Origin of the sequence: Phytoactinopolyspora halophila (assembly GCF_003287285.1) — a bacterium.
Classification (GTDB): Bacteria; Actinomycetota; Actinomycetes; order Jiangellales; family Jiangellaceae; genus Phytoactinopolyspora_A; species Phytoactinopolyspora_A halophila.
In genome coordinates this window covers 14,589-34,839 of record NZ_QMIG01000014.1, presented here as the reverse complement: position 1 = coordinate 34,839, position 20,251 = coordinate 14,589, and the positions used below count along the sequence as shown (strand labels likewise).

Here is a 20,251-nt window from a genome sequence, read left to right as displayed (position 1 = left end):
ATGAATGCTGATGCCACCTTCTCGACGACCGATCGCGATGACGATCCATACGCGGGCGTCCGTGAGACGACGGAGGGTCCGGTCTACACCGTCACGGGTCAAGACTGGGACGACGTCGTCGGGGCAGCCGCGGCCGGTGAAGAACGGATCGTGGTCAACATGGGGCCACAGCATCCCTCGACCCACGGGGTGCTGCGGCTGATCCTCGAACTCGACGGCGAGATCGTGCGGGAGGCCCGCGTCGGGCTCGGCTACCTGCACACCGGGATCGAGAAGAACCTGGAGTATCGGAACTGGACGCAGGGCGTCACGTTCGTGACGCGGATGGACTACCTGGCGCCGTTCTTCAACGAAGCGGCATACGTCTTCGGGGTCGAGAAACTCCTCGGGATCTCGGACGATATCCCCGAGCGTGCCAACGTCATCCGGGTCATGATGATGGAGCTCAACCGGATCTCTTCGCATCTGGTGGCGATCGCCACCGGTGGTATGGAGATGGGCGCCCTGACCGTGATGACCGTGGGGTTCCGGGAACGCGAGCGCACCCTCGACCTGTTCGAGCTCATCACCGGCTTGCGGATGAACAGCGCCTACATCCGGCCCGGGGGTGTCGCTCAGGACCTTCCGCCGGGCGCCGTGGAGAGCGTGCGCGAGTACCTGCGCTGGATGTGGGATCACATCGGCGAGATCGAAGCGTTCTGTAACGAGAATCCGATCTTCAAGGGACGTACCCAGGAGAACGGCTATCTCGACCTGGCCGGGTGCATGGCCCTGGGGATCACCGGTCCGATCCTGCGAGCGACGGGCCTGCCGTGGGATTTGCGCAAGACCCAACCGTATTGCGGCTACGAGACGTATGAGTTCGACGTGCCCACCCGCGATACGTGCGATTCCTACGGGCGGTTCCGGATCCGCGTCGACGAGATCAAGGAATCGCTGAAGATCATCGAACAGTGTCTGGACCGTCTGGAACCGGGTCCGGTGATGGTCGAGGACAAGAAGATCGCCTGGCCCGCCCAGCTGGCCATCGGGTCCGACGGTATGGGCAATTCGCTTGACCACATCCGGCACATCATGGGCGAGTCGATGGAGGCGTTGATCCATCATTTCAAGCTGGTGACCGAGGGGTTCCGGGTACCGCCGGGAGAGGTCTACGTGCCGGTCGAGAGCCCACGTGGTGAGCTGGGCGCGCACGTGGTCTCCGAAGGCGGCACCCGTCCGTACCGGGTGCACTTCCGCGACCCGTCGTTCAACAACCTCCAGGCCGTCGCCGCCATGTGCGAGGGCGGTATGGTCGCGGACGTCATCGTTGCGCTGGCAAGTATCGATCCGGTCATGGGCGGGTGCGACCGATGACCAGTGAAGGTGGCGGTGAGATGACCGAGAGGGACGGATCCGACGTGACCGAGGACGCTGGCACCCGGCTCGACGCGAGCGTGCGGGCCGAGATGCTCGAGATCGTCGCTCGCTATCCGGAGTCGCGCTCGGCGTTGCTGCCGATGCTGCATTTGGTTCAGTCATACGAGGGCTACGTGACGCCGGCCGGGATCGAGATGTGCGCGGACGTGCTCGGGCTGACCGAAGCCGAGGTAGCGGCGGTCGCGACCTTCTACACGATGTACAAGCGCCGCCCGGTCGGTGAGTATCACGTCGGTGTTTGTACCAACACCCTTTGCGCGATCATGGGCGGCGACATCATCTGGGATGAGCTGGCCGATCACCTCGGCATCAGCCACGACGAGACCACCGAGGATGGCCGGATCTCGCTGGAGCGCGTCGAGTGCAACGCTGCCTGTGACTACGCCCCCGTGGTGATGGTGAACTGGGAATTCGTCGACAACCAGACGCCCGAGTCGGCGCGCGAGCTCGTCGACACGTTGCGCTCGGGAGGCGAGGTCACCTCGACGCGAGGGCCACGGGTGTGCTCGTGGAAACAGGCCGAGCGCGTGCTCGCGGGATTTCCCGACGGTTTGGCGAACGAGGGCCCTGCGGCCGGATCGGCGTCGCTCGCCGGCTTGCGGTTGGCTCGCGAGGAAGGCTGGACCGCGCCCGAAGGTGGCCAGACGGCCCTCAACGCCGCCACGGACGGCGGCGACGAGACCACTGGAGGAGAGAAGAAGTGACCACTGCATCCGAGGCTTCCTCGACACAAGAGCACGCCTCGGCCACGCTGACACCGGTGCTCACGGCGCGCTGGGACCAGGAGGACTCCTTTACCCTCCGTGGTTACGAGCGGGATGGCGGGTACCGGGCGCTGCGCCAGGCACTGCAGCGTAGCCCGGAGTCCATCGTCGAAGCGGTGAAGGATTCCGGCCTGCGTGGACGGGGCGGTGCGGGCTTCCCGGCCGGTATGAAGTGGAGCTTCGTTCCCAAGGACAGCCCGAAACCGACGTATCTCGTGGTCAACGCCGACGAGTCCGAACCGGGGACGTGCAAGGACATCCCGCTGATGATGGCCGACCCGCACCTCCTGGTGGAGGGGACCATCATCTCCGCCTATGCCATCGGGTCCAATTTCGCGTTCATCTACGTCCGTGGCGAGGTGCTGCATGTCGTCCGCCGGTTGCAGCAGGCGGTGACCGAGGCGTACGAGGCCGGATACCTGGGGCGCGACATCCTGGGCTCGGGGTATGACATCGATGTCGTCGTGCACGTGGGCGCGGGTGCGTACATCTGTGGCGAGGAGACGGCGCTGCTCGATTCCCTCGAAGGGCGTCGTGGCCAGCCCCGGCTCAAGCCGCCGTTCCCCGCTGTCGCAGGGCTGTACGCCTCGCCCACCATCGTGAACAACGTCGAGACCATCGCCTCCGTGCCATCGATCGTCGCCAACGGCTCCAGCTGGTTTCGGCTGATGGGAAGCGAGAAGTCACCGGGGTACGGGATCTTTTCCCTGTCCGGCCACGTCAGCCGTCCCGGCCAGTACGAGGCGCCGCTGGGCATCACCCTCAACGAGCTCATCGACATGGCCGGAGGTATCCGGGGTGGCAGGGAGCTGAAGTTCTGGACACCGGGCGGCTCGTCCACACCCATGCTCACGGCCGCGCACGCGGACCTGCCGCTCGACTTCGAAGAGATGGTCAGCGCGGGAACCATGCTCGGTACCCGGGCGCTGCAGATCTTCGACGACTCCACCTGCGTCGTCCGGGCGACACTGCGCTGGACGGAGTTCTACAAGCACGAGTCGTGTGGCAAGTGCACACCGTGCCGGGAAGGATTCTGGTGGCTGGTCCAGATCCTTGAGCGGCTGGAAAAAGGCGAGGGTACCGAGGCCGACCTCGACAAGACGCTCGATTTGACCGACAACATCGCGGGGCGCTCGTTCTGTGCTCTCGCTGATGGCGGGGTCGGGCCGATCGATTCGTCGATCCAGTACTTCCGCGACGAGTACATCGCGCACTTCGAGCACGGTGGTTGCCCATTCGATCCAGCGGCATCGGCGTTGTTCGCCGTCGAACGTCAGGAAGAAGCGGGGGTCAACGCTCCATGACCGTCACTGGCAAGACCACCACGACCGACTCCACATCGGATGGCGCGGTCGAGCAGAAGGAGAACCTGGTCACGCTCACCATCGATGGTTTCGAGGTGAGCGTCCCGGAGGGGACTCTGGTCATCCGCGCGGCGGAGATGATCGGTATCCAGATTCCCCGGTTCTGTGACCATCCACTGCTGGAACCGGCCGGGGCGTGTCGGCAGTGCCTGGTCGAGGTTCCCGACATGGGAAACGGCCGGGCAATGCCCAAGCCGCAGGCGTCGTGCACGCTCACCGTGATGCCCGGCATGGTCGTCAAGACCCAGTTGACGTCACGCGTGGCGGACAAGGCGCAGCAGGGCATCATGGAGTTCCTGCTGATGAACCATCCGCTCGACTGCCCGGTCTGTGACAAGGGTGGCGAGTGTCCGCTGCAGAACCAGGCGATGAGCAACGGCCGTGGCGATTCCCGCTATGAGGGTAAGAAGCGGACGTTCCCCAAGCCGATCAACATCTCCGCGCAGATCCTGCTTGACCGGGAGCGTTGCGTGCTCTGCGCGCGGTGCACCCGGTTTTCGCAGGAGATCGCCGGTGACCCCTTCATCGAGATGCTCGAAAGGGGTGCACTGCAGCAGGTGGGTATCTACGAGAAAGAGCCGTTCGAGAGCTACTTCTCCGGGAACACCATCCAGATCTGCCCGGTAGGTGCGCTCACGTCGGCTGCGTACCGATTCCGCTCCCGGCCGTTCGATCTCGTCTCCGTCCCCAGCGTTGCCGAGCACGACGCTTGTGGCAGCGCGATCCGGGTCGATCACCGGCGGGGTACCGTCATGCGCCGGCTGTCCGGCGACGATCCCGAGGTGAACGAAGAGTGGATCACTGACAAGGACCGCTTCGCGTTCCGTTCGTTCACCCTGGATGATCGGCTGACGCATCCGCTCGTGCGGGACGAAGAAACCGGCGAGTTGGAAGCTGCCTCGTGGCGTGAGGCGCTGACCCTGGCCGCGCGTGGACTTGCCGCCGCCCGCGACGCCAAAGGGGTGGGTGTCCTGACTGGCGGCCGGGTGACACTCGAAGACGCCTACGCCTACGCCAAGTTCGCCCGGATCGGTCTCGGCACCAACGACATTGACTTCCGGGCACGGGCGCACTCGGCCGAGGAGGCCGCGTTCCTGCAGCGCATCGCCACCACTCGGCCCGGCGACGACGATGCGGTGACGTTCTCTGGCCTGGAATCCGCCCCGGCCGTGATGCTGGCCGGATTCGAACCCGAGGAAGAAGCGGGAACGGTCTTCCTCCGTCTGCGCAAGGCCATGCGCCGCGGGACGAAAGTCTTCTCGATCGCGCCGTTCGCCACCCGGGGATTGCAGAAACTCTCCGGCCAGCTGCTCCCGACCGTTCCCGGAGCCGAAACGCAGGCATTGGACGCGGTGGCCGCCGGTTCGGGCGCGATGTCCGGGGTGCACGGGGAACTGTCCGCGCCAGGCTCGGTACTGCTCGTCGGTGAGCGTCTGGCCAGCGTGCCGGGAGGGCTGACAGCAGCGACCCGGCTCGCCGAGGCGACCGGCGCCCGGCTGGCGTGGATTCCTCGCCGAGCGGGAGATCGCGGAGCGATAGAAGCCGGCGCGATGCCGCACCTTCTCCCGGGTGGCCGTCCGATCGACGATGCCGAAGCGCGCGTCGACATGACAGCGGCCTGGGGCGTGCCGAGCCTGCCACCCCTCCCTGGCCGCGATACGGACGGGATCGTATCGGCGCTCGCGGAAGGCTCGCTGAGCGGTGCCGTCGTCGGGGGCGTGGAGCTAACGGATCTTCCCGATCCGGCGGCCGCCCGCTCGGCGCTGGAGCGGGCCGGTTTCGTTCTCAGCCTGGAGGTGCGCCGGAGCGACGTGACCGACCTGGCTGACATCGTTCTCCCCGTGGCGCCGCCGGTGGAGAAGGCCGGCACGTTCGTCAACTGGGAGGGGCGGCACCGTCCATTCCCCAAGGTCATGCAGGAGAGCGCCGCGTGGTCGGATGCGCGCGCGCTCGACGCCGTGGCGTCCGAACTCGACATCGATCTCGGAACCCGGGACGTCGCCGGGATCCGCGCCGAGCTCGACGAGATCGGAACGTGGCGAGCGGCGCCGACGCCGCTCGACATCAGGAGCGACGTGCCCCCCGAACCGGGCGCCAACGAGGCCGTGCTCGCAACGTGGCGGACCATGCTCGATGCCGCGCGGGGTCAGGACGGGGAACCCCACCTCGCCCAGACGGCGCCGGCGCCGCGGGCCCGGCTGTCGGCTGCGACGGCGGCCGAGCTCGGCATCGCCGACGGCGAGCCGCTGACGGTCAGCACGGTCTCCGGTGCCGTCACCCTGCCGCTGGCGATCACCGAGATGCCGGACCGGGTGGTGTGGGTGCCGCAGAATTCCCCGGGCTCGCGCGTACACGCCGATCTCGGTGTCGGAGCCGGAGCGGTGGTGACGCTCGCAGCCGCCGGCGAAACAGGTGACGAGAGTTCGGATGACCTCGCGGGAGGTGACGCATGACCACCCGGCTGGCGGATCAGCTGGGGCGTGCCGAGATCCAGGCCGTCGAGCAGGTCGAGGGTTTCGGTGCGGACCCCTGGTGGATCATCGCTCTGAAGTGCCTCGGCATCTTCGTGCTCCTCCTCCTGATGACGCTGTTCGTCATCGTGTTCGAGCGCAAGGTCGTCGCGCGGATGCAGCATCGGATCGGTCCGAATCGCGTCGGGCCGAAGGGATGGCTGCAAAGCCTCGCGGACGGCGTGAAGCTGATGCTCAAGGAGGACATCGTCCCCAAGGCGGCAGACCGCGTCGTGTACATCTTGGCGCCGATCATCTCCGCGGTTCCGGCGTTTCTGGTCTTCGGTCTCATCCCGCTCGGACCCGAGGTCTCCATCTTCGGCGAGACGACACGGCTACAGCTCACGGATACGCCCGTTGCCGTGCTGTTGATCCTGGCGATCGCGTCGAGCGGTGTCTACGGACTGATGCTGGCCGGATGGTCCAGCGGTTCGCCCTATCCGCTGCTCGGCGGTCTACGCTCGTCGGCACAGGTCATCTCGTACGAGCTGGCGATGAGCCTGTCGTTCGTCGCCGTCTTCCTATTCGCCGGCACGATGTCCACGTCGGGCATCGTCGAGAGCCAGGAACGGATCTGGTACGCGCTGATCCTGGCGCCCTCGTTCGTCGTGTACATGGTCTCGATGGTGGGCGAGACCAACCGGGCACCATTCGATCTTCCCGAGGCCGAGGGCGAGCTGGTGGCCGGGTTCGGCACCGAGTACTCGTCGATCAAGTACGCCATGTTCTTCCTCGCCGAGTACATCAATATGATCAACGTCTCGGCGCTGGCCACGACGCTCTTCCTCGGTGGCTGGAGGGCGCCGTGGCCGCTGTCCGCGATCGGCGACGGCATGTTCAACGAGGGCTGGTGGCCGCTGCTGTGGTTCCTCGCCAAGGTCCTCGTGCTGCTGTTCGTCTTCATCTGGCTGCGTGGCACCCTGCCGCGCTTCCGCTATGACCAGTTCATGAAGCTCGGCTGGAAGGTTCTCATCCCGTTCTCGCTGGCCTGGATCGTGCTCGTGGGCGGGCTGCGGCTTGCCATGAACGAAGGCGTGACGCGCCAGCAGATCTTCCTCGTGGTGGGCATCGCGCTGGCCGTATTCATGGTCATCTCGTTCATCAGTTCGTGGATCGGCGAGCGAGTCCGGGACGACGAGGAGGAGTCCGAGGACGCGGCGGAGAAGCCGTTCGATCCGTTCGCCGGTGGGCATCCCGTGCCGCCCCTACCCGGCCAGCAGGGCAGTACGCCGGTCGCCGCCACCGTCGGACCACCGGCGGGCTCAGACCATACCGACGAGAGCGACAGCTCAGAGGAGGGCACCCGTGCCTAGCTTCCTCGATTCGATCGCGGGGTTCGGAGTCACGTTCCGGACCATGTTCCGCAAGAAGATCACAGAACAGTACCCGGAGGAGCGGCACCCGGTCGCGCCTCGGTTCCACGGTCGTCACCAGCTCAACCGGCATCCGGACGGTCTCGAGAAGTGCATCGGCTGTGAACTGTGCGCGTGGGCGTGCCCGGCCGATGCCATCTACGTGGAGGGCGCCCAGAACACCGAGGAGGAGCGCTACTCCCCGGGCGAGCGTTACGGGCGCGTGTATCAGATCAATTATCTGCGCTGTATCCTGTGCGGGCTGTGTATCGAGGCATGTCCGACCCGGGCGTTGACGATGACGAACGAAGACGAGCTCGCCGACCACACGCGGGAGAGTCTGATCTACGAGAAGAAGGATCTGCTCGCTCCCTTGCTGCCGGGCATGGAAGAGCCCCCGCACCCGATGCGCCTCGGGAATGACGAGCGCGACTATTACCTGGGTGCTGGCTTGCAGAGCGGGACCGGCGCGTCCGAAGCCACCACGAATGGCCACGGGGAGGGAACGCAGTGAATCTCCTGGCCGCTGTCGCCACGCAAGCCGGTGACTCGCCAGCTGGCTCGACTGGCTCTACTACGGGTGAAGAGATCCTCTTCTGGATCCTCGCTCCGCTGGCCGTGCTCGGCGCGGCGGGGTTGGTGTTCGCTCGCAAGGCCGTGCACGGTGCGCTTTTCCTCGCGGTCACGATGGTCAGCTTGGCGTTCCTGTACATCGCGCTCGAGGCTCCGTTCCTCGGAGTGGTGCAGATGGTCGTCTACACCGGCGCGGTCATGATGCTGTTCCTCTTCGTGATCATGCTGGTGGGAGTCGACGCTTCGGACTCGCGGGTGGAAACGATCCGGGGACAACGCGTCGGGGCGGGACTCGCACTGCTCGGCGTGATCATCTTGCTCATGACCGTTGCTGGACGCGCCGCACTTCCAGATCCGGTGGGTACCGCGCAGGCGGCACCGGATGGCAATGTCTACGCCATCGCAGATTTGCTATTCGGCCGCTATGTCTGGGTGTTCGAGGTCGTGGCGGCCGTGTTGATCACGGCGGCCGTCGGCGCCATGGTCCTCACCCACCGGGAACGCACGAGTCGCCGGCTCACCCAGCGCGAGATGTCGGAGAAGCGTTTCCGTGATGCCGACCCGCAACAGGCGGCCGGCCAGCCACCTCCCGGGGTCTACGCGCGGCACAATGCGGTCGACACGCCAGCGTTGCTACCGGACGGAACTCCGGCGGAGACATCGATCTCGCCGGTGCTCATCGCACGCGGCGCCGCTCGTTCGGCGGACGAGTTCACGATCGATCTCCGGCAGCTCGGCGACGAGGAGGGCTCTGACGCTGCCCCGACCGAGCCGAGCGACGACTCGACCAGTGGCATGAGCGGTGAGGCCACGCCGGGTGCCGCCGAAGGGAACGACGGTGAGGCCGGTACCACCGACGGAGGTGAGGCCCGATGAACCCGACGTCGTATCTGGTGCTGGCCACCATACTGTTCACCCTCGGAAGCGGTGGCGTGTTGCTACGGCGCAACGCGTTGGTGGCGTTCATGAGCGTCGAGTTGATGCTCAACGCGGCCAATCTCGCGTTCGTGGCGTTCGCGCGGATGCACGGCGCTCTCGATGGTCAGATCGTGGCGTTTTTCGTCATGATCATCGCGGCGGCCGAGGTCGTCATCGGGTTGGCCATCATCGTGATGATTTTCCGAACCCGCAGGTCCGCGTCGGTCGATGACGCCAGCCTGCTGAAGCTGTGACGGGCGTGGGGGAGACGTGAACACAACTCTGTTGACCCAGAGCGTCGCGGCCCAGACCGAGACTCACCAGGCGGTCCGCGAGGCGAGCGGGCTGTTCTCGGGGACGTGGTTGCTCATCGCGTTGCCCCTTCTCGGTGCGGCGCTGCTGCTGCTTGGGGGCCGACGGCTCGACCGCACGGGTCATCTTGTCGGCTGCGCGACGGTGATCGCCTCGTTCGTGGTGGCGGCAGTCCTGTTCGTCGCGATGCTGGGAGAAGGCAGCGGTGAGCGCGCGTTCCTCATCCCGCTATGGGAGTGGTTCAACGCCGGCGGCTACGAGGTCGAGATCAGCCTCCTGCTGGACCAGCTGTCCATGGCATTCGTCTTGCTGATCACCGGTGTGGGCTCGCTGATCCATGTCTATTCCATCGGATACATGGAGCACGACGAACGCCGGCGCCGGTTCTTCGGCTATCTGAACCTGTTCGTTGCGGCCATGTTGCTGCTCGTACTGGCTTCGGACTTCCTGGTGCTGTTCATCGGCTGGGAAGGTGTCGGTCTCGCCTCGTACCTGTTGATCGGTTTCTGGCAGCACAAGCCCTCCGCGGCCGTGGCGGCGAAGAAGGCGTTTGTCGTGAACCGGGTCGGCGACATGGGCATGGTCCTCGCGGTCGCCTCGATGCTCGTCGTCTTCGGCTCGTCGTCGTACGCGGTCGTGTTCGCTGGCACCGAGAACGCGCCGGTGGGTTGGCTCAACGCCATCGGGCTCTTCCTCTTGCTGGCCGCCTGCGGCAAGTCGGCGCAGTTCCCGTTGCAGTCGTGGTTGCTCGACGCGATGGAGGGCCCCACACCCGTCTCGGCGTTGATTCACGCTGCGACGATGGTGACGGCCGGTGTCTACCTGATCGTCCGGTCGGCCGCCATCTTCGATCTTGCTCCCGAGGCGCGCACCGCCGTGGTCGTCGTCGGCGCGGTCACGTTGCTGATGGGTGCGATCATCGGTTGCGCCAAAGACGACATCAAGAAGGCACTGGCCGGTTCGACGATGAGCCAGATCGGCTACATGATGCTGGCGGCAGGGCTTGGACCGGCCGGGTACGCGTTCGCCATCTTCCACCTGATCACGCACGGTTTCTTCAAGGCGAATCTGTTCCTCGGTGCAGGCTCGGTCATGCACGGCATGAACGACGAGGTCGACATGCGCCGGTTTGGAGCGCTGCGGGCGGCGATGCCGGTGACGTTCGCCACGTTCGCGATCGGCTACCTGGCGATCATCGGTATCCCGCCGTTCGCTGGCTTCTTCTCCAAGGACCAGATCATCGAGGCGGCGTTCGCCGAGGGCCTGGTGGTGGGCCTGTGTGCCCTTCTCGGTGCCGGTATCACTGCCTTCTACATGACCCGGGTGATGCTGATGACATTCCTGGGCAGCAAGCGCTGGGCCGAAGAAGCGCACCCTCACGAGTCCCCGCGGGTGATGACGTGGCCGCTCATCGCTCTCGGCGCGCTCTCGGTTGTCGGCGGCGCCGGGCTGCTATACCTCGGTGGCGGTATCGTTGACTGGCTGGAGCCCGTGACCGGGGAGGAACACCACGATCTTCCGGTGCCGCTCGCGGTGCTCATGACGAGCACGCTGATCACCGTGCTCGCCGGAGCGGCGGTCGCATGGCTGCTTTACGGGCGCCGCCCGGTTCCCGAGGTAGCGCCGCGCGGTAACCCGCTCACTGTGGCCGCACGCCGGGATCTATATGGGGATGCCGTCAATGAGGGCCTCTTCATGCGGCCCGGCCAGTACCTCACCCGGTCCCTCGTCTACGCCGAGAGCCGTGGCGTGGACGGTACCATCGTCGGCGCGGCGAAGGCCGTCGGTGGCCTGTCCACTCGCTGGCGGCGTTGGCAGACCGGGTTCGTCCGCTCGTACGCCCTGACCATGCTGGCTGGCGCCGGCCTGGTCGTCATAGCCATGTTGTTGGTGAGGCTGCCGTGACCTTTCCCTGGTTGACCACCCTGATCGCGGTACCGGCGCTGGGCGCCGTGCTGACGGCCCTGGTGCCGGCGGGACGTGGCCGGCTGGCGAAGCAATCCGCGCTCGCCTTCGCGTTGCTGACCTTGGGTGTGGCGGTTGCCGTGATCGCCCAGTTCGAGATCGGCGGTGACCGGTACCAGCTGGGTGAGCAGTACACGTGGATCGACGCGCTCGGCATCCACTGGGCCCTCGGGATCGACGGCATCGGCGCGGCCCTCGTGGGGTTGGCAGCCGTCGCCACGCCGATCGTGGCACTCGCGATGTGGCCCGAGGCCGATGCCGAGCGGCGGGATCCGAAGCCGTTCTTCGCGCTCCTTCTCGCCTCCGAAGCGCTGATCCTGACCGCGTTCCTCGCCAAGGATCTGCTGCTCTTCTACGTCGTCTTCGAGGCGATGCTGATCCCGCTGTACTTCATGATCGGCATGTACGGCGGGCCGCAGCGCAGGTACGCGGCGTTGAAGTTCTTGCTGTACAACATCTTCGGTGGGCTCGTCATGCTCGCGGCCGTCATCGGGGTGTACGTGCAGTCGATCGACGCCGGCGCGCCGTCGTTCCTCCTGATGGATCTCATGGCGCTCGATATCTCGGCGAACGCGCAGCGATGGCTGTTCCTCGGTTTCATGCTGGCCTTCGCCATCAAGGCACCGCTCTGGCCGTTCCACACCTGGTTGCCGGATGCCGCCGCCGAGGCGACGCCGTCGAATGCCGCGTTCCTGTCCGGAGTCGCGGACAAGGTCGGTACCTTCGGAATGATCGCGCTGGCCGTGCCGCTCTTCCCCGTGGCCGCGCAGGACTTCGCTCCCGTGATCGTCGTACTGGCCGTGGTGAGTATCGTCTACGGCGCGCTGCTGGCGATCGGGCAGACGGACATCAAGCGCCTCATCGGATACGTGTCGATTTCCCACTTCGGGTTCATCGTGCTCGGTATCTTCGTGCTCACCGGCCGGGGCGCCACCGGAGCCACGTTCTACATGGTCAACCACGGCTTGGCGACCATCGCACTGTTCGTCATCGCCGGATTCATGATCGCGCGGCGGCAGTCCCGGATGATCGCGGACTACGGCGGGATCCAGAAGCCCGCGCCGAAGCTGGCCGGGGCCTTCCTCATCGCGGGGCTTTCCGGGCTGGCGTTGCCTCCGCTCGCGACGTTCCTCTCGGAATTCCTGGTCATCGCGGCGACGTTCGAGCAGTACCGCGCCGCGGGGGTGATCGCGACGGTCGGCATCGTGCTCGCGGCGCTCTACGTGCTGTGGTTGTATCAACGGACGATGACCGGGCCGGTTCCCGAAGAGAATGCCGGGACCCGGGACCTGGGCCGGCGCGAGACCATGGTCGTGGCGCCGCTGCTCGCGCTGATTCTTGCTATCGGAGTCTTTCCGCGCACCGTCGTTGACGTCATCGACGACGGCGTCGCTCCCACGCTGGCCGAGGTCGACGTGGAGTCACCGCCACCCGTGGTGTCCGTGACCGATCTAGTTGTTGAAGGGAACGACCATTGATCGCGCCGTCCATCGAGTACTCCGCCCTGCTGCCGATGATCATCGTCTTCGGCGCGGGCGTGGTCGGGGTGTTGGTCGAGGCGTTCGTGCCCCGGCGGTTCCGGCATGCCGTGCAGGTGATCCTCGCTCTCGCCGCGCTCGCGGCCGCCTTCGTCCAGGTGGTGCGGCTCGGCGGCACCGAGATCATCGGAGCGGTCGGTTCGGTGGCCATTGACGGGCCGGCACTCTTCTTGCAAGGCACGGTTCTGGTCTTGGCGTTCATCAGCATGTTCTTCTTCGCCGAGAGGCGAATCGAAGCCGGCGGTAACGCCTTTGCACCCGCCGCCTCCTCGCTGCCGGGAAGCGAGGAAGAGCGCGTGCTCGTACAGCAGCGCGCGCTGCAGACCGAGATCTACCCGTTGAGCATGTTGGCCGTCGGTGGCATGATGCTCTTTCCCGCGGCGAATGATCTTCTTGCCATGTTCGTCGCGCTCGAGGTGCTCTCGCTTCCGCTGTACATCCTGTGCGGGATGGCGCGTCGGCGCCGCCTGCTGTCGCAGGAAGCAGCGATGAAGTACTTCCTGCTCGGTGCGTTCGCCTCGGGCTTCTTCATCTTTGGTGCGTCCTTCGTCTACGGGTTCGCGGGTTCACTCGAGTTCGCCGAGATCGACGCCGCCCTCGGCGCACGTGTGGGCCAGGAGGGCCTCCTCCTGGCAGGCGTGGGCATGATGGCTGTCGGTTTGCTGTTCAAGATCGGCGCGGTGCCGTTCCACGCGTGGACCCCGGACGTCTACCAAGGTGCACCGACCCAGGTCACGGCGTTCATGGCGGCATGCACCAAGCTGGCGGCCTTCGGCGCGATGATGCGGCTGTTCTACGTCGGCCTCGGTGGAATCCGCACCGACTGGCAGCCCATGCTGTGGGCGGTTGCCATCGCCACGATGGTCGTGGGCATCGTCGTCGCGCTCTCCCAGACGGACATCAAGCGCATGCTGGCGTATTCGTCGATCGCGCATGGCGGGTTCATCCTGACGGCGTTCGTTGCGGTGGACGAGCTGGCAATCGCGGCGATCCTCTTCTATCTGGCCGCGTACGGGTTCGTCACTCTCGGTGCGTTCGCCGTCGTCACGCTGGTTCGCGATGCCGGTGGGGAGGCCACTCACCTGTCCAAGTGGGCCGGTCTCGGCAGGCGTTCGCCGCTTCTTGCCGCGACCTTCGGCTTGTTCCTCCTCGCCCTTGCCGGTATCCCATTGACCAGTGGCTTCGTCGGCAAGCTGACCGTCTTCACGGCGGCGTTCCAGGGCGGTGCGATGCCGCTGGTGATCGTCGGAGTCCTGGTGAGTGCGGTTGCGGCATTCTTCTACGTCCGGGTCATCGTCTTGATGTTCTTCTCCGATCCGGCCCCGGAGGGTCCGACGGTGGCGGTGCCCAGTGTGTGGACCACGGCGGGTATCGCCGTTGGCGCCGTTGCCACCATCGTCCTCGGCGTCCTTCCCGGCCCCTTGCTCGATCTCGCGGAGCAAGCGGCACTCTTCATCCGCTGAGGGCGTGCCCGATGTCCGTCACCGGGTGTGCTATGCGAGACACTGGGACGATGCATCGCCAGCATGTCGGTCGTCGTGTCAAGCTGTCTCACACGGCGTAGCGGCCGGACATTTCGGGTTTGGGAGGACTGGTGAGCGTGCACGGTCTGGGCATTCCGTCGATGGACCCTGCGCTCGAGGCGTCGGTGAGTGATGCCCTCGATCAGGTGGAGCAACGGCTTCACGAAGCCGTGAAGTCGGATGATGCGGTCCTGGCCGCCGCCTCGAAGCATCTGGTCGAAGCCGGTGGCAAGCGTTTCCGCCCCCTGTTGACGCTGCTTGCCGCGAGTTTCGGTGACATGGACGCACCGGGAGTGGTGCCCGCGGCGGTCGTGGTGGAGCTCACGCACGTGGGGACCCTCTATCACGACGACGTGATGGACGAGGCGCAGCTGCGGCGCGGCAGTCCCAGCGCGAACGCGCGTTGGGACAACACGGTGGCGATCCTCACCGGAGACTTCCTGTTCGCGTGCGCGTCGGACATCCTCGCGGATCTCGGACCGGAATCGGTTCGGCTGCAAGCCCGGACGTTTCAGCGGCTGGTCCAGGGCCAGTTGCGGGAGACGATCGGGCCGGCCGGGGGCGACGACCCGGTGGAGCATTACCTGTCCGTGCTCGCCGACAAGACGGGATCGCTCATCGCGGCCTCGGCGCGGCTGGGAGCGATGCATGCCGGCGTGTCCGCAGAGGTGGTGGACGTTCTGGGCCGATTCGGCGAACGGATCGGCATGGCGTTTCAGATGGCCGACGATCTCCTGGACATCGTCGGCGAGTCGTCGATCTCCGGCAAGACGCCCGGTACGGACTTGCGTGAGGGGGTGGCGACGCTTCCCGTCCTGTACGCCAGGCGGCTTGCCCGGCCGGGAGACGAGCGGTTGCTCCAGCTGATCTCCGGGCCGATCAGCGACGACGCCGCGCACGCCGAGGCGCTGGAACTGCTTCGGGCGCATCCGGCGGTCGAGGCGGCCCGCAGGGACGTGCGCCGATGGGCCGACGACGCGCGGGAGAGCTTGATATCGGTTCCCGACGTACCCGCTCGCCGTACTCTCGAAGCGTTGTGTGACACCGTGGTGACGCGCACGTCATAGCGATATCGACGTCAGTCCTCATGTTTCAGCCCGTCAGTGATCTCCACGTGGCGGACGGCACGGCGGCGATATTGGATCGCCTCGACCGTGAAGATCAGTAACGCGGTCCACACCAGGATGAAACCGGCAAGCCGTACCGCTGGCACCGCCTCGTCGAAGACGGTGACACCGAGAATGAACGTGAGTGACGGCGCGAGGTACTGCAGCAAGCCCAGCGTCGTCAGGGGGGCGCGGCTCGCGGCCCCGGCGAACAGCAGCAAGGGCGTTGCCGTCGCCAGTCCGGTCGCGACGAGCAGGAGATCCGTCGTGAGGTCGACGTTGGTGAACGTCGCTTCGGCCCGGGCGTGCAGCACGCCGAGGAATACCAGGGCTGGGATGAGCAGTGCGGCGGTCTCGGTGCCGACGCTCTCCAGGGCGCTGACGCGGGACTTCTTCTTGATCAAGCTGTAGGAGCTGAAGGTGAAGGCGAGGGTCAGCCCGATCCAGGGCGGCCGGCCGTAGTCCACCGTCAGGACGACGACGGCGATCGCGGCGATCGCGACGGCCAGCCACTGGAGGGGGCGGAGCCGTTCGCGGAGAACGATCACGCCGACCAGCACGGTGACGAGTGGATTGATGAAGTACCCGAGCGATACCTCAATGACGTGACCGTTGTTGACTCCCCAGATGAACGTTCCCCAGTTCACCGCGATGATCGTGCCGGCGAGGGCGCTCAGGCCCAGGGTGCGCACACCCGATCCACGGAGCCGCCACAAGCGCCCGGTGAGAGCCAGCACGGCCAGGACGACGACCAGCGACCAGACGAACCGGTGGGCGAGAACCTCGAAAGCGTCGACGTCGTCGAGCAGGGCCCAGAACAGCGGCAACAGCCCCCACAGGCCGTACGCGCCGAGGCCGAAGACGATGCCGCGTCGAGATGCGTTCACCTGCGCATACTAACGCCCATCAGGAGTGACGAGGCAGGACGCTCATGATGTGGTCGCCCTTCGTTCCGCGGGGCCGCCAGCGTGGCGGCGCTACGCGGATAGGCTCGAGACATGTCTGGGCGTTGGCAGTTCTGGATCGACCGTGGCGGCACGTTCACCGACATCGTTGCCCGCCGCCCGGATGGCTCACTCGTCACGCACAAGCTGCTGTCAGAGAACCCGGGCGAATATCGAGATGCGGCTGTCGCCGGCATTCGTTACCTGCTCCACAGCGAGAATCCCGAGGTGTACCGTCACGCTCAGGCCGGCGACGACGCGCGGGCGCGCACGCCTGGCGGCCCGCTCGACGCAGGCGCGATCCAGGTCGTCCGGATGGGCACGACCGTGGCGACCAACGCCTTGCTCGAGCGCGCGGGCGAACGCACCGTTCTCGTCGTCACTCGCGGCTTCGCCGATGCGCTGCGGATCGGCTATCAGAGCCGCCCGCGGATCTTCGACCGGCAGATCGTGCTGCCGGAGCTGCTTCACGAGCGCGTCGTCGAGGTCGATGAGCGCCGTGCCGCGGACGGGAGCGTCGTTCAGGCGCCCGACCTCGACACCCTGGCGCCGGAGTTGCGTAAGGCCCATGCCGACGGCATCCGGGCCGTTGCCATCGTATGCCTGCACAGCCATCTGTATCCGGAACACGAACAGGCCATCGGCCAGTTGGCCGAGCAGATCGGGTTCTCGCAGGTGTCACTGTCCAGCGAGGCCAGTCCATTGATGAAGCTCGTCTCGCGGGGCGATACCGCCGTGATCGATGCTTACCTTTCGCCCATCCTCGGGCGTTACGTGCGGCAGGTGGCCGACGAACTTCCCGGCGTCCGGCTGATGTTCATGCAGTCCAACGGCGGCCTGACCGAAGCCGGCCGGTTCCGGGGCAAAGATGCGATCCTTTCCGGGCCGGCAGGCGGCATCGTCGGCATGGCTCGCGTGTCGCAGCTCGCCGGCTTCGACAAGGCCATCGGCTTCGACATGGGTGGCACCTCCACTGACGTGTCCCATTACGCGGGCGAGTACGAGCGCGTGTTCGACACCAACGTCGCCGGGGTGCGGCTGCGCGCGCCGATGCTGGATATCAACACCGTGGCGGCCGGTGGCGGATCGATCCTGCATTTCGACGGGTCCCGGTTGCGGGTCGGTCCCGACTCGGCCGGTGCGCATCCCGGGCCGGCGTCGTACCGCAACGGTGGCCCGTTGACCGTCACCGACGCGAATGTGATGCTCGGCCGGATCCAGCCGGACCACTTTCCCGCGGTGTTCGGCCCCGGGAATGACCAGCCCCTGGACGCGGTTACGGTACGCGAGCGTTTTGCCGAGCTGGCCGGGGAGGTCAGCCGGCACAGCGGTGTTCAGCGCACGCCGGAAGACCTGGCTACGGGTTTCCTGGCGATCGCCGTGGCGAACATGGCCAATGCCGTGAAGAAGATTTCGGTGCAGAAAGGACATGACGTCACCGAATACGTCCTGACGACTTTCGGTGGCGCCGGCGGCCAGCACGCGTGCGCGGTCGCTGATTCACTCGGCATCCGGACGGTCCTCGTGCCGCCGCTGGCCGGCGTGCTCTCCGCGCTGGGTATCGGCCTTGCTGACACGACGGCGATGCGCGAGCAGTCGGTGGAACGCCACCTGGAGCCCGATCTCGTGCCACGTCTCGGCACGCTCGCGGACTCGCTGGCGAACTCGGCCCGGGACGAGCTGCTCGCCGAGGAGGTGCCGGCCGGGCGAATCCGCATCCACCGGCGGGTACACCTGCGCTACGACGGCACCGACACCGCCGTCGTTGTCGCTCTCGGTGAACTCGACGACATGATCGCCGAGTTCGAGACGAGCTACCGTCGCACGTACTCGTTCGTGCTGGACCGGCCCCTCGTCGTCGAGGCACTGTCGGTCGAGGCCGTCGGCCTTAGCACCGAGCTCGCGGTCGTGGACGGGCGCGACGGCCCGGACGATGGGGAAGCGCCGGCTGCTCGCGCCCCGGAGTCGCCACGCCCCGCAGCCGGTGCCGGATCGCCGGAACCGCGTGACGAGGTGGTGCGGCTGTACACCGCCGGCGAATGGCAGGAAGTGCCGCTGTACCGGCGCGAGCGGCTCGCGCCGGGCCATGTCGTCGATGGGCCGGCCATCGTCGCCGAAGCCAACGCCACCACCGTCGTCGACGACGGCTGGCGGGCGCGTGCCACCACGCACGGCCATCTTCTGGTGGAGCGGGTGCATGACCGGCTCGGCACCGCGCGCGTCGGCACGGGCGCCGAGCCGGTCATGCTGGAAATATTCAACAACCTCTTCATGTCCATCGCCGAGCAGATGGGCGCGCGTTTGGAATCCACGGCACAATCGGTGAACATCAAGGAGCGGCTCGACTTCTCGTGCGCCCTGTTCGATCCCGACGGCAATCTCATCGCGAATGCGCCCCACATGCCGGTCCACCTGGGTTCGATGGGTTCGAGCGTGCAGGAGGTGATCCGGCGCCGCGCGCCCGGGACGCCGGAGGCGATGAAGGCCGGTGACGTCTATGCGGTCAACGACCCCTACCACGGCGGCACGCACCTTCCCGATGTCACGGTGATCACTCCGGTCTTCGACGACGCCGGTCAGCACGTCCTGTTCTACGTCGCCTCGCGGGGACACCACGCGGAGATCGGTGGTCTCACTCCCGGATCCATGCCGGCCTTCAGCCGCGACATTCACGAGGAGGGTGTACTGTTCGACAACTGGTTGCTCGTCGAGGCTGGACAGTTCCGCGAACCAGAGACGATACGGTTGCTGACCGAGGCCGCGTATCCTTCCCGCAGCCCGGCGACGAATCTGGCGGACCTGCGGGCGCAGATCGCCGCCAACGAGAAGGGCGTGGCCGAAGTGCGACGCATGATCGAGCATTTCGGCCTGGACGTGGTGCAGGCGTACATGCGTCACGTCCAGGACAACGCCGAAGAGGCGGTGCGCCGGGTGATCGACGCCCTCACCGACGGCGCGTACGTCTACGAGATGGACAACGGAGCTCGTATCGACGTCTCGGTCACCGTGGATCGCGATCGTCGATCGGCGACGATCGACTTCACCGGCACGTCGGCGCAGCTGGACTCGAACTTCAACGCACCCACATCGGTGGCCACCGCGGCGGTGCTCTACGTGTTCCGCACGCTCGTCGCCGACGACATTCCGCTCAACGATGGGTGCCTGCGCCCGCTGCGAATCGTCGTACCGGAACGATCGATGCTCGCACCCGTCTACCCGGCCGCCGTCGTGGCGGGCAACGTGGAGACGTCGCAGGCGGTGACCGGAGCGCTGTATGCGGCCCTCGGCGTGCAAGCCGAAGGGGCGGGCACCATGAACAACGTCACCTTCGGCAATGACCGCTACCAGTACTACGAGACCGTCGGCTCCGGGTCGGGCGCCGGAGAGGGCTTCGATGGCGTGCCAGTGGTGCAGACCCACATGACCAACTCCCGGCTGACCGATCCCGAGGTGCTCGAGTCGCGCTTTCCGGTCTTCGTTGACAGCTTCGCCATCCGGGACGGCAGCGGCGGTGACGGTAGATGGCGAGGTGGGGACGGCGCCGTGCGGCGGCTGCGATTCCGGGAAGCGATGACCGTGAGTACCCTGAGCGGTCACCGCCGCGTGCCCCCTTACGCGATGGCGGGAGGCGAGCCGGGAGCCCTCGGTCGCAACCACGTCGAGCACGCCGACGGCACGGTGACGGCCCTGGCCGGTAGTGATTCGGCCGACGTCGGTCCCGGAGACGTCCTCGTCGTCGAGACTCCTGGAGGAGGTGGCTATGGAACGCCACCGCCACGGGCGTGATCCTTGAGACGGCCTGGCCGTCCGACGAAAGTGAGACCCTAGCCGAGGACCTGCTCGAGCTGCACCATGGGGTGTCGTGACTCTTCGTAGCCACAGGTCACATTAGATAGCCAAATGATCTTTACAGCACTGCTGACGTGTTGTTTGATCATGAATGTGGGGCGGAGCTACTCGCGG

General features: G+C 66.4%; 14 protein-coding genes. 13 read left to right on the top strand and 1 reads right to left on the bottom strand.

Features of this window, described 5'->3' with window-relative positions:
- The 12 genes from DPM12_RS13375 (at window position 1) to DPM12_RS13320 (ending at window position 15,305) form a co-directional block, all read left to right on the top strand.
- Window positions 1–1,356 (top strand): NADH-quinone oxidoreductase subunit D, encoded by a 1,356-nt coding sequence (locus tag DPM12_RS13375; protein ID WP_112258830.1) that lies wholly within the window; start codon window positions 1–3, stop codon window positions 1,354–1,356.
- Between the two features lie 20 nt (window positions 1,357–1,376).
- Window positions 1,377–2,123, top strand: a complete 747-nt coding sequence (gene nuoE, locus DPM12_RS13370) for an NADH-quinone oxidoreductase subunit NuoE (protein ID WP_112258916.1) — start codon at window positions 1,377–1,379, stop codon at window positions 2,121–2,123.
- Window positions 2,120–3,487, top strand: a complete 1,368-nt coding sequence (nuoF, locus tag DPM12_RS13365) for an NADH-quinone oxidoreductase subunit NuoF (protein ID WP_112258829.1) — start codon at window positions 2,120–2,122, stop codon at window positions 3,485–3,487. Before nuoE ends, nuoF begins: the two co-directional genes overlap by 4 nt.
- Window positions 3,484–6,000: an NADH-quinone oxidoreductase subunit G gene (locus DPM12_RS13360; RefSeq protein WP_112258828.1), complete on the top strand. Its 2,517-nt coding sequence runs from the start codon at window positions 3,484–3,486 to the stop codon at window positions 5,998–6,000. The genes nuoF and DPM12_RS13360 overlap by 4 nt, the downstream gene beginning before the upstream one ends.
- Complete coding sequence (nuoH, locus tag DPM12_RS13355) at window positions 5,997–7,370, top strand: NADH-quinone oxidoreductase subunit NuoH (RefSeq protein WP_112258827.1); 1,374 nt, start codon at window positions 5,997–5,999, stop codon at window positions 7,368–7,370. The genes DPM12_RS13360 and nuoH overlap by 4 nt, the downstream gene beginning before the upstream one ends.
- On the top strand, window positions 7,327–7,923 hold the full coding sequence (nuoI, locus tag DPM12_RS13350) for an NADH-quinone oxidoreductase subunit NuoI (protein ID WP_112258915.1): 597 nt from the start codon (window positions 7,327–7,329) through the stop codon (window positions 7,921–7,923). The genes nuoH and nuoI overlap by 44 nt, the downstream gene beginning before the upstream one ends.
- Before the next feature lie 5 nt (window positions 7,924–7,928).
- On the top strand, window positions 7,929–8,858 hold the full coding sequence (locus tag DPM12_RS13345; protein WP_112258914.1) for an NADH-quinone oxidoreductase subunit J: 930 nt from the start codon (window positions 7,929–7,931) through the stop codon (window positions 8,856–8,858).
- Complete coding sequence (nuoK, locus tag DPM12_RS13340) at window positions 8,855–9,154, top strand: NADH-quinone oxidoreductase subunit NuoK (protein ID WP_112258826.1); 300 nt, start codon at window positions 8,855–8,857, stop codon at window positions 9,152–9,154. Before DPM12_RS13345 ends, nuoK begins: the two co-directional genes overlap by 4 nt.
- Before the next feature lie 91 nt (window positions 9,155–9,245).
- Window positions 9,246–11,117, top strand: a complete 1,872-nt coding sequence (gene nuoL, locus DPM12_RS13335) for an NADH-quinone oxidoreductase subunit L (protein ID WP_112258913.1) — start codon at window positions 9,246–9,248, stop codon at window positions 11,115–11,117.
- The gene (locus tag DPM12_RS13330) at window positions 11,114–12,655 is read left to right on the top strand and encodes an NADH-quinone oxidoreductase subunit M (RefSeq protein ID WP_112258825.1); all 1,542 of its coding nucleotides are present in this window, start codon (window positions 11,114–11,116) and stop codon (window positions 12,653–12,655) included. The genes nuoL and DPM12_RS13330 overlap by 4 nt, the downstream gene beginning before the upstream one ends.
- 35 nt (window positions 12,656–12,690) lie before the next feature.
- Window positions 12,691–14,178, top strand: a complete 1,488-nt coding sequence (gene nuoN / locus DPM12_RS13325) for an NADH-quinone oxidoreductase subunit NuoN (RefSeq protein ID WP_112258912.1) — start codon at window positions 12,691–12,693, stop codon at window positions 14,176–14,178.
- A 128-nt stretch (window positions 14,179–14,306) separates the two neighbouring features.
- The gene (locus tag DPM12_RS13320) at window positions 14,307–15,305 is read left to right on the top strand and encodes a polyprenyl synthetase family protein (protein WP_425467595.1); all 999 of its coding nucleotides are present in this window, start codon (window positions 14,307–14,309) and stop codon (window positions 15,303–15,305) included.
- Window positions 15,306–15,316: 11 nt separating this feature from the next.
- On the opposite strand, the gene rarD is transcribed toward DPM12_RS13320, so the two are convergent.
- A complete protein-coding gene (rarD, locus tag DPM12_RS13315) occupies window positions 15,317–16,231 on the bottom strand; it encodes an EamA family transporter RarD (protein WP_112258824.1) in 915 nt (304 codons plus the stop codon).
- A 111-nt stretch (window positions 16,232–16,342) separates the two neighbouring features.
- On the opposite strand from rarD, the gene DPM12_RS13310 reads away from it, so the two are divergent.
- Window positions 16,343–20,074: a hydantoinase B/oxoprolinase family protein gene (locus DPM12_RS13310; RefSeq protein WP_170313702.1), complete on the top strand. Its 3,732-nt coding sequence runs from the start codon at window positions 16,343–16,345 to the stop codon at window positions 20,072–20,074.
- The last annotated feature ends 177 nt before the right edge of the window (window positions 20,075–20,251 follow it).

Bases quoted from the DNA above. Each gene is read 5' to 3' on its own strand.
- DPM12_RS13375 (WP_112258830.1), top strand. From the start codon at position 1: ATGAATGCTGATGCCACCTTCTCGACGACCGATCGCGATGACGATCCA.
- nuoE (WP_112258916.1), top strand. From the start codon at position 1,377: ATGACCGAGAGGGACGGATCCGACGTGACCGAGGACGCTGGCACCCGG.
- DPM12_RS13360 (WP_112258828.1), top strand. From the start codon at position 3,484: ATGACCGTCACTGGCAAGACCACCACGACCGACTCCACATCGGATGGC.
- nuoH (WP_112258827.1), top strand. From the start codon at position 5,997: ATGACCACCCGGCTGGCGGATCAGCTGGGGCGTGCCGAGATCCAGGCC.
- nuoK (WP_112258826.1), top strand. From the start codon at position 8,855: ATGAACCCGACGTCGTATCTGGTGCTGGCCACCATACTGTTCACCCTC.
- nuoN (WP_112258912.1), top strand. From the start codon at position 12,691: ATGATCATCGTCTTCGGCGCGGGCGTGGTCGGGGTGTTGGTCGAGGCG.
- DPM12_RS13310 (WP_170313702.1), top strand. From the start codon at position 16,343: ATGTCTGGGCGTTGGCAGTTCTGGATCGACCGTGGCGGCACGTTCACC.